This is a genomic window from Citrobacter sp. Cb041 (assembly GCF_030336655.1).
Lineage (GTDB): Bacteria > Pseudomonadota > Gammaproteobacteria > Enterobacterales > Enterobacteriaceae > Citrobacter > Citrobacter braakii.
Genome location: NZ_JAOWDD010000036.1, coordinates 63878 through 76954 on the forward strand (window position 1 = coordinate 63878; position 13077 = coordinate 76954).

The following is a 13077-nucleotide window of genomic DNA, read 5'->3' on the forward strand; positions in this document are numbered from 1 at the left end:
ATGTTATTCACAGGGAACAGGAAAATGAGTGATATAGCATTGACGGTCAGCGTTCTGGCAATGGTGGCAGTTGTCGGATTATGGATCGGCAACATAAAAATACGTGGTGTTGGTTTTGGCATCGGAGGCGTGCTGTTCGGCGGTATTATTGTCGGGCATTTTGTCGATCAGGCAGGGATGACCCTGAGCGGTGACATGCTGCATTTTATTCAGGAATTTGGCCTGATTCTTTTCGTCTACACCATCGGTATTCAGGTGGGGCCGGGCTTTTTTGCGTCACTGCGCGTTTCGGGCCTACGGCTGAATCTGTTTGCCGTGCTGATTGTTATCATGGGTGGCCTGGTCACCGCGATCCTGCATAAGATTTTTGCCATTCCCCTTCCCGTGGTGCTGGGCATTTTTTCCGGTGCGGTCACCAATACTCCGGCGTTAGGCGCGGGGCAGCAGATTCTGCGCGATCTGGGTACTCCTGTTGATGTGGTGGATCAGATGGGGATGAGCTATGCCATGGCTTATCCTTTTGGTATCTGCGGTATTTTGCTCACTATGTGGCTGATGCGCCTTATTTTTCGCGTCAACGTCGATGCCGAAGCCCATCAGCATGAATCCACGCTGACCAACGGGCACGCGCTGATTCAGACGATGAATATCCGTGTGGAAAACCCGAACCTCAACAATATGGCGATTCAGGATGTCCCAATCCTGAACAGCGACAAAATCATCTGCTCACGTTTGAAACGTGAAGAAACATTGATGGTGCCGTCGCCGGGGACAATTATCCAGATGGGCGACCTGCTACACCTGGTTGGTCAGCCTGCTGATCTGCACAACGCGCAGGTGGTGATTGGGCAGGAGGTGGACACATCGCTGTCGACGCGAGGCACCGATTTACGCGTTGAGCGCGTGGTGGTGACCAACGAACAGGTGCTGGGGAAACGAATTCGCGACCTGCATTTTAAAGAGCGTTACGACGTGGTTATCTCCCGTCTGAACCGTGCGGGGGTTGAGCTGGTAGCCAGCAGCGACGCCAGCCTGCAGTTTGGCGACATCCTCAATCTGGTTGGCCGACCTTCCTCGATTGATACTGTTGCCAATGTGGTGGGTAACGCCCAGCAAAAACTGCAGCAGGTGCAGATGCTGCCGGTATTTATCGGGATCGGGCTGGGTGTTCTGCTGGGTTCAATCCCGCTATTCATTCCGGGGTTCCCGGTGGCGCTAAAACTGGGGCTGGCCGGTGGGCCGCTGATTATGGCGTTGATCCTGGGGCGTATTGGCAGCATCGGTAAGTTGTATTGGTTTATGCCCCCCAGCGCTAACCTGGCGCTGCGAGAGTTGGGTATCGTGCTGTTTCTCGCAGTGGTTGGTCTGAAGTCAGGCGGTGATTTTGTTCATACTCTGACGCAGGGGGATGGCCTGAGCTGGGTGGGCTACGGTATTTTCATCACCGCGATTCCGCTGATTACTGTGGGGCTGCTGGCGAGGATTTTCGTCAAAATGAACTACCTCACGCTGTGCGGCATGCTGGCTGGCTCAATGACCGATCCGCCTGCACTGGCATTTGCTAACAACCTGCATGCCACCAGCGGGGCAGCGGCGCTGTCGTATGCGACCGTTTATCCGCTGGTGATGTTCCTGCGAATTATCACGCCGCAACTGCTGGCGGTGATTTTTTGGGGGATGGGTTAGTCAGGTTGAGTCTGGGTGGACGCGCCGTAAGTGGTAGTCCACCTGGTACTCGCTGGCGTTTCTGAACATCACCGAATAATTCAAAAACTCCCCGCTATCGCTGTAGGACAGTGAGGTAATCCGCAGCAATGGCGTCTGTTCAGGTACGTTCATCTGCGCGGAAAGCTGCTTATCGGCAAGAATGGGAGTCAGACTTTCATAGTTGCCGCTGATAGTTATTCCGCACTCTTTCTCGATGTAATCGAATTTTGACCCTTCCAGATGCGCCAGCGATAAATTACGGAATAATTTTACCGGCATGTAGCTGTCTTCAAGCATCAGCGGCTTGCCGTCCACATAGCGAACGCGACGTGAGAAGTAGATGCGTTCATTAATCTGGATACGCAGTTGGCTGGCAATTGCTGGTGGTGCGGGCATCACTTCAAATACCAGTACTTCACTGGTGACCTCTTTCCCTTGTCGCTTCAGTACTTCCGCCAGTCCGGTCAGGTTTGTGGTTTCATGATGGACATCTTTGCGCGCCACATAAGTTCCACTCCCATGACGGCGTACGACCAATCCCCAGCCAATCAACATATCAATTGCTTTACGGATCGTCATTCGTGAAACCGCGAACTCTTGGGCAAGCTTTTTTTCACCCGGCAACGGGCTACCGATGTTGTAATCAGACGAATTCAGGCGAATTCGTAGTCGTTCCGCAATTGATTTGTAGATCACTACCAGACCTCTTTTTTCTTTTAATTACCGCACCATAAACCTTTTGATGTCTAACTTTTACGTAAAAAGTAGACCTCATTGCCGAAATTAAAACCATGAAAGCGATCACGAATCGCAGCGGCATGCCATGTCTGAAGGATCGCAACTTTCTATTCTCGTATCAGGCCAGCAATCACTACAAAAAAGGCCTCTCCCCTACTGGTTGTTATATGAGGATGTGAAAATGCTCAGTCAAATACAACGCTTTGGCGGCGCGATGTTCACCCCGGTGCTGCTGTTTCCCTTTGCCGGTATCGTCGTCGGTATCGCTATTATGCTGCGCAACCCGCTGTTTGTGGGTGAAGCGCTTACCGATCCCAACAGTTTGTTCGCACAAATCGTTCATATCATCGAAGAAGGTGGCTGGACGGTATTTCGCAATATGCCGCTGATTTTCGCCGTTGGTCTGCCGATCGGTCTGGCGAAACAGGCTCAGGGGCGCGCTTGTCTGGCGGTACTGGTCAGCTTTCTTACGTGGAATTACTTCATCAATGCCATGGGCATGACCTGGGGAGATTTCTTCGGCGTGGATTTTAGCGCAGACCCGACAGCAGGTAGCGGCTTAACGATGATGGCCGGGATTAAAACACTTGATACCAGCATCATCGGCGCCATTGTCATTTCCGGTATTGTTACCGCTCTGCACAATCGTTATTTCGATAAACCGTTGCCGGTATTTCTTGGTATTTTCCAGGGGACATCGTTTGTGGTGATCATTGCTTTCCTGGTGATGATCCCCTGTGCCTGGCTGACGCTGCTGGGCTGGCCAAAGGTGCAGATGGGGATTGAATCCCTGCAAGCCTTTCTGCGTTCTGCGGGGGCGCTGGGGGTATGGGTGTATACCTTCCTTGAGCGTATTTTGATCCCGACTGGGCTGCATCACTTCGTCTATGGTCCATTTATCTTCGGCCCTGCGGCGGTGGAAGGCGGCATCCAGGTCTACTGGGCGCAGCATTTGCAGGAATTCAGCCAAAGCACAGAGTCGCTGAAAACGCTGTTCCCGGAAGGGGGTTTTGCTCTGCACGGCAATTCGAAAATCTTTGGTTCATTAGGTATTGCTCTGGCGCTTTACTTCACTGCCTCTCCGGAAAACCGGGTGAAGGTGGCGGGATTATTGATCCCCGCTACGCTAACGGCTGTGTTGGTTGGGATTACCGAACCGCTGGAGTTCACCTTCCTGTTTATCTCACCCTTGCTGTTTGCGGTACACGCCGTGCTGGCGGCCTCCATGGCGACGGTAATGTATCTCTGCGGCGTGGTAGGCAATATGGGTGGCGGCCTGCTTGACCAGTTCTTACCGCAAAACTGGATCCCAATGTTCCACAACCATGCCGGAATGATGTTCACCCAGATAGCGATTGGCCTGGCCTTTACCGCGATCTATTTCACCATCTTCCGCGCGCTGATCCTGCGCTTCAACCTGAAAACGCCGGGCCGGGAAGATAGCGAAATCAAACTCTACACCAAAGCTGACTATAAAGCCGCGCGTGGGCAAACCACCGCTGCTGCGCCAGACACCAACCTGGGGCAGGCGGCCGGTTTTCTGCAAGCGTTAGGCGGCGCAGGCAATATCGAAAGTATTAATAACTGCGCCACTCGCCTGCGGATTGCGCTTCACGACATGGCGAAAACGCAAAGCGATGACGTCTTCAAAGCGCTGGGTGCACACGGTGTTGTGCGTCGCGGCAATGGTATTCAGGTCATTGTTGGTTTACACGTCCCTCAGGTACGCGACCAGCTCGAAACGCTAATGAAATCTACTTTATCAAACGAACAGATCCCCATGACGGAGGCAGTATCATGAAAAAATTCTCAGTGGTTATCGCAGGTGGTGGTAGTACCTTTACGCCGGGCATCGTGCTGATGTTGCTGGCAAATCAGGACCGTTTCCCGCTTCGTGCGCTGAAATTTTATGACAACGATGGCGCGCGTCAGGAGGTGATTGCCGAGGCGTGTAAAATCATCCTCAAAGAGCAGGCGCCGGAGATAGAGTTTAGTTACACCACCGATCCCAAAACTGCGTTTACCGATGTTGATTTCGTGATGGCACATATCCGCGTGGGTAAATACCCAATGCGTGAACAAGACGAGAAAATCCCATTACGTCACGGGGTGTTAGGCCAGGAAACCTGTGGGCCGGGCGGGATTGCCTACGGCATGCGATCTATTGGCGGTGTGCTGGAACTGGTGGATTATATGGAAAAATATTCACCAAACGCCTGGATGCTTAACTACTCTAACCCGGCGGCAATTGTGGCTGAAGCCACGCGTAGACTGCGTCCAAATGCGAAAATCCTCAATATTTGCGATATGCCCATCGGTATTGAAGGACGGATGGCGCAGATTGTCGGCCTTAAAGATCGTAAACAGATGCGCGTGCGCTACTACGGGCTGAACCACTTTGGCTGGTGGACATCAATTGAAGATCTCCAGGGTAACGATTTGATGCCGAAGCTGCGTGAATACGTGGCGAAGCATGGTTATGTGCCGCCATCGAACGACCCGCATACGGAGGCGAGCTGGAACGATACCTTCGCTAAGGCGAAGGATGTGCAGGCGCTGGATCCGGACACCATGCCAAATACCTACCTGAAATACTATCTGTTCCCGGATTACGTGGTCCAGCACTCCAATCCGCAGCGTACCCGTGCCAACGAGGTTATGGATCACCGCGAAAAACAGGTGTTCGGTTCCTGCCGGGCCATTATTGAGGCGGGCCATTCTGCGGCCGGTGAACTGGAGATTGACGAACATGCTTCCTACATTGTCGATCTGGCGGCGGCCATCGCCTTTAACACTCAGGAGCGGATGCTGCTGATTGTGCCAAATAATGGTGCGATTCATAACTTTGATGATGAAGCGATGGTCGAGATCCCATGCCTGGTGGGGCATAACGGCCCGGAGCCGCTGACGGTGGGGGATATCCCGCAGTTCCAGAAAGGGTTGATGAGCCAGCAGGTGGCGGTTGAGAAGCTGGTGGTCGATGCCTGGGAACACCGCTCTTACCAGCGTTTGTGGCAGGCTATCACCCTGTCGAAAACCGTGCCGAGTGCGTCTGTAGCTAAAGCGATTCTGGATGATTTGATCGACGCTAACAAAGAGTACTGGCCGGAACTGCGCTAACCCAGTTGACCGGCATCCTCTGGGTGCCGGTCCGCATGTTTCAATACCGCCGACGGCGCATAGCCAAATTTGTGTTTAAACGCCTTGCTGAAATGAAACGAGTCAAAGAAGTTAAGTATATCAGCGACCTGCCCGACCGTATTTCCCTCCTGCTTTAGCAGCGACAGCGCCAGTTCCAGCCGCGCATCCAGATAGTATTCTTTCGGTGTTTTTCCGGTATAGCGTAAAAAAAGACGACGTAGCCAGGCTTCGCTACAGGGGATAGTGGCTGCCATATCCGCCACGCTCCACCGTTTTTGTAGACTGGCATGTAGAGTGGCAATCAGTTTTTCAATCTGTATTCGCTGTGGGTCTTTTTTACCTTCGGCGTAAATAAGACAAATCCATTGATAAATTATTTTTGTGAGAAAGGCGACTGCCAGATTATTTTTTATTGAGTCTGGGGATGTAATTAATCGCGAAACTTCGGTCAGCTCCTGATTATAAATATCACCATTATAAATAATGCTTTGTTGTCGTAGCGGAATATCCATTACGCTGGTTGGTGTGAATTCCATCCAGTATTGTTCCCATACCAATCCTTCACAGTGATAAGACTGTATATCGGTTGGTTTTAAAAAGATTATACAGTTTCCGGTAAGCGTGATTTGTTCACCGCCTTTAAGAAGGATTTTTCCACAGCCCTGGACGGTGTAGACCGCAACCCATGAATTAGCAATCAGCGGTTTTTTCTTATCACGTGGCCAAATAACCCGATAATGTTCGTCGGCATAGGTGTGCCACAGCGAGATCAATGAAATCCCGCTGGAGATCACACTTTCATGAATCAACAGGGGAATATTGTACGTAGTTTCGTTTTTTACATGCGAACTTTGCATCTTTCCATTCATTTTAATTTCCCACCGGAGAATTATGCCCACAACCTGAACTTAACAGAAAAAATCTGTTCAGGGATATGACGTTTTTATTTTAAGAAATCTGACTGCCTGACCCGGCGCACATTACCTTGCATTCCCCCTACAGCTGCCGGGACATAATGAAAAATAAGGGCTATGAGATGAATACGCTACAAATTCTGAGCTTTGTGGGCTTTACGCTGCTGGTGGCGCTAATCACCTGGTGGAAGGTACGTAAAACGGATACCGGATCGCAACAAGGGTATTTTCTTGCCGGGCGTTCATTGAAAGCGCCGGTGATTGCCGCGTCATTGATGTTAACTAATCTTTCAACCGAACAGTTGGTTGGTCTGTCTGGTCAGGCTTACAAAAGCGGAATGTCGGTTATGGGTTGGGAAGTCACCTCTGCGGTGACGCTTATCTTTCTGGCGCTGATTTTTCTACCTCGCTATCTGCAACGTGGTATCGCTACGATCCCAGATTTCCTAGAAGAGCGTTACGATAAAACCACGCGGATCATTATCGACTTTTGCTTTCTTATTGCCACTGGCGTCTGCTTCCTGCCGATTGTGCTTTATTCAGGGGCGCTGGCGCTGAATAGCCTTTTTCACATCGGTGAATCGCTGAATATTTCTCAGGGCGCAGCAATCTGGTTACTGGTTATTTTGCTGGGCCTTGCCGGGATTATTTATGCGGTGATCGGCGGTTTACGTGCGATGGCGGTGGCCGATTCTATCAATGGTATAGGGCTGGTGATTGGTGGATTGATGGTCCCCGTGTTCGGCCTGATTGCGATGGGAAAAGGCAGTTTTTTACAAGGTGTTGAGCAACTGACCACCGTACATGCGGAGAAATTAAACTCAATTGGTGGAGCGAACGATCCGCTGCCGATAGGTGCAGCCTTTACCGGTTTGATTCTGGTGAATACCTTCTACTGGTGTACTAATCAGGGCATCGTACAACGTACGCTGGCTTCCAAAAGCCTCGCCGAAGGGCAGAAAGGAGCATTGCTCACAGCGGTATTGAAAATGCTCGATCCACTGGTGCTGGTATTACCAGGTTTAATTGCTTTTCATCTATACCAGGATCTGCCAAAGGCGGATATGGCATATCCGACACTGGTAAATAACGTGCTGCCTGTCCCTTTGGTGGGTTTTTTCGGTGCCGTTTTATTCGGCGCGGTAATCAGTACATTCAATGGATTTTTAAACAGCGCCAGTACCTTATTTAGCATGGGAATATATCGGCGGATTATTAATCAACACGCCCAATCGGAACAGCTGGTTCGGGTTGGGCGTAAGTTCGGATTCTTTATCGCGGTAATTTCCGTGCTGGTAGCACCGTGGATCGCTAATGCACCGGAAGGACTCTACAGCTGGATGAAACAGCTCAACGGTATTTATAACGTGCCGTTGGTGACCATCATCATCATGGGATTCTTTTTCCCGCGCATTCCTGCGCTGGCAGCGAAAGTCGCTATGGGACTCGGTATCGTCAGCTACATCACCATTAATTATCTGGTGAAGTTCGACTTTCACTTCCTTTACGTACTGGCCTGTACCTTCTGCATCAACGTGGTGGTGATGCTGGTTATCGGCATTATCAAGCCGCGTGCGACGCCGTTTAAATTCCATGATGCTTTTGCGGTAGACATGAAGCCGTGGAAAAACGCCAAACTTGCCTCTGTCGGTATCCTGACCGCGATGCTCGGCGTCTATGCCGGACTGGCGCAGTTTGGAGGGTACAACACCCAATGGCTGACGATTATCTGCTACTCAATTACGGCGGCAGTGATGATGTATTTAATTTATAGCAGCTGGCAGACGCGTCGTTTGGCCACTGCGCTTTCTGTCTCTGACGCTAAGGATAAAGCATGACCCGCCCTAATTTTCTGTTCATTATGACTGATACCCAGGCGACCAATATGGTCGGCTGTTATAGTGGTAAGTCTCTGAATACCAATAACATTGATAGCCTGGCGGCGGAAGGTATTCGCTTCAATTCTGCTTATACCTGCTCACCGGTGTGCACCCCGGCCCGCGCTGGGCTGTTTACCGGTATTTATGCCAACCAGTCCGGCCCGTGGACCAATAACGTCGCGCCGGGGAAAAATATCTCCACCATGGGACGCTATTTTAAGGATGCGGGCTATCACACCTGCTACATCGGCAAGTGGCATCTCGACGGGCACGATTACTTTGGTACCGGTGAGTGCCCGCCCGAATGGGATGCTGACTACTGGTATGACGGGGCAAATTACCTCGCGGAACTGACGGACAAAGAGATCGGTTTGTGGCGTAACGGTCTGAACAGCGTGGAGGATTTGCTGGCTAACAATATCAATGAAACCTTTACCTGGGCGCACCGCATCAGTAACCGGGCGGTTGATTTCCTCCGCCACCCTGCACGTGATGAAGAACCCTTCCTGATGGTAGTTTCCTACGACGAGCCGCATCACCCGTTTACCTGTCCCGTGGAGTATCTGCAGAAATATCAGGATTTTTATTATGACCTGGGGATGAAGGCGCACGACTCTTTGAGTAACAAACCTGAACATCATCGTCTTTGGTCTGAAGCGCTGCCTTCACCGGTAGGTGATGATGGGCGCTATCACCATCCGCTCTATTTTGCCTGCAACGACTTTGTCGATGACCAGATTGGCCGGGTTATTAATACCTTAACGCCCGTGCAGCGGGACAACACCTGGGTCATTTACACCTCCGATCATGGCGAGATGATGGGGGCGCATAAGCTTATCAGTAAGGGGGCAGCGATGTATGACGACATCACGCGAATACCGCTGATTATGCGCTCGCCTCAGGGAGAATCAATGCAGGTAGACACGCCGGTCAGCCATATCGATCTGCTGCCGACGATGATGGCGCTGGCGGGTATTGAGAAGCCACAAATCCTGCCGGGTGAAAACATCCTTACCGTTGAAAAACCACGCGGTGTGATGGTGGAGTTCAATCGTTATGAGATTGAACATGACAGTTTTGGCGGATTTATACCGGTACGTTGCTGGGTGACGGATGACTGGAAGCTGGTGCTGAACCTGTTTACCAGTGATGAGCTTTACGACAGACGAAACGATCCCGATGAGCTACACAACCAGATAGATTCGCCGCAATTAGCCGATGTTCGCTGCCAGATGCACGACGCGCTGCTGGACTATATGGATAAAATCCGCGATCCATTCCGCACCTATCAGTGGAGTTTACGTCCCTGGCGTCCTGACGCTGTACCGCGCTGGATGGGCGCTTTTCGCCCGCGCCCGCAAGACGGCTATTCTCCCGTGGTACGCGATTACGACACCGGTTTACCAACCCTGGGCGTAAAAGTTGAGGAGAAAAAGCAGAAGTTCTGACTACAATGCCAATTGGCGCAGATACTCATATTTGCACTTACCTGTCGGCCGGATAAGGCATTAGCCGCCATCCGGCAATGACAGCCAGAGGAGTTTGAATGAAAATTTCCCGCCTTGGAGAAGCCCCGGATTACCGCTTCTCACTGGCAAATGAGCGTACCTTTCTGGCGTGGATCCGTACCGCGCTGGGGTTTCTGGCGGCGGGCGTTGGTCTCGACCAACTGGCTCCGGATTTTGCCACGCCGGTAATTCGTGAGCTTTTAGCGCTGTTGCTATGCCTGTTTGCCGGTGGTCTGGCGATTTATGGCTACCTGCGCTGGCTGCGTAATGAGAGGGCGATGCGCCTGAAAGAGGATTTGCCCTATACCCATAGCCTGTTAATCATCAGTCTGATTTTGTTTATTGTCGCGGTGATTGTCATGGGACTGGTGCTGTATGCCGGATAGCCGTAAGTCGCGACGTATCGCCGATCCGGGGTTACAACCGGAGCGAACATCGCTGGCCTGGTTTCGTACGCTTCTGGGTTATGGCGCGCTAATGGCGTTGGCGCTGAAGCACAACTGGCATCAGGCGGGCTTCCTGTTTTGGGTTTCAATTGTGGTGCTGGCGCTGGTGGCGATCGTTCTGTGGCGCTATACCCGCAGCCGTAATCTGATGGATGTTACGCATAGCGATTTTTCTGAATCTCGCGCGGTGCGTGACAAATTTATGATCTCCCTCGCGGTGTTATCCCTCGCAATACTGTTTGCTGTAACGCATGTCCGCCAACTTATTGCGTTTATCGGGAATTTAGCATGACAGGATGTCAGGTCATGGCCAAACCAGCCAGCTCTCGTTGTAACCTGGATTGTCGTTACTGTTTTTACATCGATAAACCCACTCAACCCGAAATGGATGACGCCACCTTAGAGACGTTTATTCGTCAGCATATCACCGCACAGCCGGGGGCTGACGTGATGTTCGCCTGGCAGGGCGGAGAGCCAACCCTCTGTGGCATCGACTTTTTCCGCCGCGTAGTGACGTTGCAAAAACAGTACGGGGAAGGGAAGAAAATCCATAACGCGTTCCAGACCAACGGGATTTTGCTCAACGACGAATGGTGTCAGTTTTTGCACGATAACGGCTGGCTGGTGGGGATTTCGTTGGATGGCCCCGCCGAGTTGCACGATGCTTATCGTGTTAACCGCAGCGGAAAACCGACTCACCATAAGGTGGTGGAAGCCATTGCCAGGCTCCGTAAGCATCAGGTGGAGTTCAATCTGCTGGTAGTGGTTAATTCTCTGAACAGCCAGCGACCAGGACAGATGTATCGCTACCTTCGCCAGCTTGGCACGCCTTTTTTGCAGTTCATTCCGCTGGTTGAATATGATGAAGACGGCGAGCTTACCGCCGAATCCGTCCCGCCTCAGGCGTGGGGAACCTTCCTGAATTCCGTCTTTGATATCTGGGTCATAGAAGATATTGGCCGCGTATTCGTCCAGTTATTTGATTCAACTCTGGGCGTATGGTGCGGACACCCGGCGCAGATGTGTTCGCTAAGCTCCACCTGCGGACATGCTTTTGCTCTGGAAGCGAATGGCGATTTGTATCAGTGCGATCACTATGTCCACCCAGATTTTCGCCTGGGTAATATTCATCGCACGTCGTTGAGTGAGCTCAACGCCAGCCCGTGGGCAGCGGCGTTTGGTCAGTCCAAGAGAACCACGCTGAGCGCGGAATGCCAGGCGTGTTCGCTATTACGCTTTTGCCATGGCGATTGTCCAAAGCATCGCGACAGCAGTGGAAAGAGTGCGATTTGCGGCGGATACAGCGCTTTCTTCAATCATACCGCGCCGCATATGCGCGTGATGCGTGACCTTCTGAAGCAACATCGCTCACCGATGGAACTGATGGCGATGCTGCGTTAAGTTCAGCGGCGTTTAACGTCCTTTGGCCAGATACTGCGCCATTTCGGCTTCCGGCACCATGCCGCCGCCGGTCGCCCACACCAGGTGGGTGGCGTTATTGAGCTGCTCCGCGCTGAAGCCGTGCATTTGCTGATAGTCAGCAGAAGCGCAAACGTGCTGCGGACCGGCCATCCCGGCCAGCGCCGACGGCTCAAGGCGAATGCCTTCTTCCTGCGCCAGCCAGCCCAGCATGTCGTACATAGTCTGATCGTCCAGGGTGTACAGACCGTCGAGCAGACGTTCCATTGCCCGGCCAACAAAGCCGGACGCGCGGCCCACCGCCAGCCCATCAGCCGCTGTCAGGTTATCGATACCAATGTCCTGCACAGAAATCGTATCGTGCAGCCCGGTATAAATCCCCAGCAACATGCACGGTGAATGGGTAGGTTCTGCGAAGAAGCAGTGCACGTTATCGCCGAATGCCAGCTTCAGGCCAAACGCCACCCCGCCAGGCCCACCGCCGACGCCGCACGGCAGGTAAACAAACAGCGGATGGTCGGCATCCACCACGCGCCCCTGCTGCGCGAACTGCGCCTTCAGACGCTGGCCGGCGACCGCATAACCTAAAAACAACGTGCGGGAATTTTCATCATCGATAAAGAAACAGTTCGGATCGGACTGTGCCGCCTTACGGCCCTGCTCAACCGCCACGCCATAATCTTCTTCATACTCCACGACCGTCACGCCGTGGCTGCGCAGTTTGGCTTTTTTCCATGCGCGAGCGTCGGCAGACATATGAACCGTCACCTTAAAGCCGATACGGGCGCTCATAATGCCGATCGACATCCCAAGGTTGCCGGTGGAGCCTACGGCGATGCTGTACTGACTGAAGAACTGTTTAAACTCAGGCGAAAGCAGAATGCTGTAATCGTCTTGTGTGGTCAGCAGACCAGCCTCCAGCGCCAGTTTTTCCGCGTGGGTTAGCACTTCATAAATACCGCCACGCGCTTTAATTGAGCCGGAAATCGGTAGATGGCTGTCTTTCTTCAGCAGAATTTCGCCGTTGATGCGCTGCCCATACTCTTTTTCCAGCCGCTTTTGCATCGCCGGGATCGCGGCCAGTTCGGATTCGATAATGCCGCCAGTGGCTGCGGTTTCCGGGAATGCCTGCGCCAGATACGGCGCGAAGCGCGTCAGACGAGCGTGGGCATCCTGAACATCGTGCTCTGTCAGGCCAACATACGGTAAACCTTCCGCAAGAGAGGTAGTGCCAGGGTTAAACCAGGTCGTCTCCTTGAGAGCGACCAGATCTTCCACTAAAGGATGCTGGGCGATAAGTGTTTGAATGTTTTCCATAGTCAGT

11 protein-coding genes are annotated in these 13077 nt (G+C 52.3%); 8 read left to right on the top strand and 3 right to left on the bottom strand.

The window, feature by feature from the left end:
* Positions 1-24 precede the first annotated feature (24 nt).
* On the top strand, positions 25-1686 hold the full coding sequence (locus OGV52_RS09050; protein WP_046276202.1) for a putative transporter: 1662 nt from the start codon (positions 25-27) through the stop codon (positions 1684-1686).
* Here OGV52_RS09050 and OGV52_RS09055 read toward each other — a convergent pair whose 3' ends face one another.
* Positions 1687-2403, bottom strand: coding sequence for a GntR family transcriptional regulator (locus OGV52_RS09055; protein WP_153689869.1), 717 nt, complete (start codon positions 2401-2403; stop codon positions 1687-1689).
* A 223-nt stretch (positions 2404-2626) separates the two neighbouring features.
* Here OGV52_RS09055 and OGV52_RS09060 point away from each other — a divergent pair, with 223 nt between their 5' ends.
* Entirely contained in the window at positions 2627-4246 is a 1620-nt protein-coding gene (locus tag OGV52_RS09060; RefSeq protein ID WP_259688944.1) for an alpha-glucoside-specific PTS transporter subunit IIBC, read from the top strand.
* Positions 4243-5565: a 6-phospho-alpha-glucosidase gene (locus OGV52_RS09065; RefSeq protein ID WP_019078008.1), complete on the top strand. Its 1323-nt coding sequence runs from the start codon at positions 4243-4245 to the stop codon at positions 5563-5565. The genes OGV52_RS09060 and OGV52_RS09065 overlap by 4 nt, the downstream gene beginning before the upstream one ends.
* On the opposite strand, the gene OGV52_RS09070 is transcribed toward OGV52_RS09065, so the two are convergent.
* A complete protein-coding gene (locus tag OGV52_RS09070; RefSeq protein WP_047498785.1) occupies positions 5562-6455 on the bottom strand; it encodes an AraC family transcriptional regulator in 894 nt (297 codons plus the stop codon). The genes OGV52_RS09065 and OGV52_RS09070 overlap by 4 nt on opposite strands.
* Before the next feature lie 167 nt (positions 6456-6622).
* Here OGV52_RS09070 and OGV52_RS09075 point away from each other — a divergent pair, with 167 nt between their 5' ends.
* The 5 genes from OGV52_RS09075 (at position 6623) to OGV52_RS09095 (ending at position 11735) form a co-directional block, all read left to right on the top strand.
* On the top strand, positions 6623-8338 hold the full coding sequence (locus tag OGV52_RS09075; protein WP_287108391.1) for a solute:sodium symporter family transporter: 1716 nt from the start codon (positions 6623-6625) through the stop codon (positions 8336-8338).
* Complete coding sequence (locus OGV52_RS09080) at positions 8335-9828, top strand: sulfatase-like hydrolase/transferase (RefSeq protein WP_287108392.1); 1494 nt, start codon at positions 8335-8337, stop codon at positions 9826-9828. The genes OGV52_RS09075 and OGV52_RS09080 overlap by 4 nt, the downstream gene beginning before the upstream one ends.
* 98 nt (positions 9829-9926) lie before the next feature.
* The gene (locus OGV52_RS09085) at positions 9927-10274 is read left to right on the top strand and encodes a YidH family protein (RefSeq protein WP_016157812.1); all 348 of its coding nucleotides are present in this window, start codon (positions 9927-9929) and stop codon (positions 10272-10274) included.
* Positions 10264-10626 carry a DUF202 domain-containing protein gene (locus OGV52_RS09090; protein WP_016155058.1) on the top strand — a complete coding sequence of 121 codons (363 nt, stop codon included), beginning with the start codon at positions 10264-10266 and terminating at the stop codon, positions 10624-10626. Before OGV52_RS09085 ends, OGV52_RS09090 begins: the two co-directional genes overlap by 11 nt.
* The gene (locus tag OGV52_RS09095; RefSeq protein ID WP_287108393.1) at positions 10623-11735 is read left to right on the top strand and encodes an anaerobic sulfatase maturase; all 1113 of its coding nucleotides are present in this window, start codon (positions 10623-10625) and stop codon (positions 11733-11735) included. Before OGV52_RS09090 ends, OGV52_RS09095 begins: the two co-directional genes overlap by 4 nt.
* A 12-nt stretch (positions 11736-11747) precedes the next feature.
* Here the strand turns inward: OGV52_RS09095 and dsdA are convergent, their stop codons facing one another.
* Positions 11748-13070 (bottom strand): D-serine ammonia-lyase, encoded by a 1323-nt coding sequence (gene dsdA / locus OGV52_RS09100; protein WP_049282843.1) that lies wholly within the window; start codon positions 13068-13070, stop codon positions 11748-11750.
* Between the last annotated feature and the right edge of the window lie 7 nt (positions 13071-13077).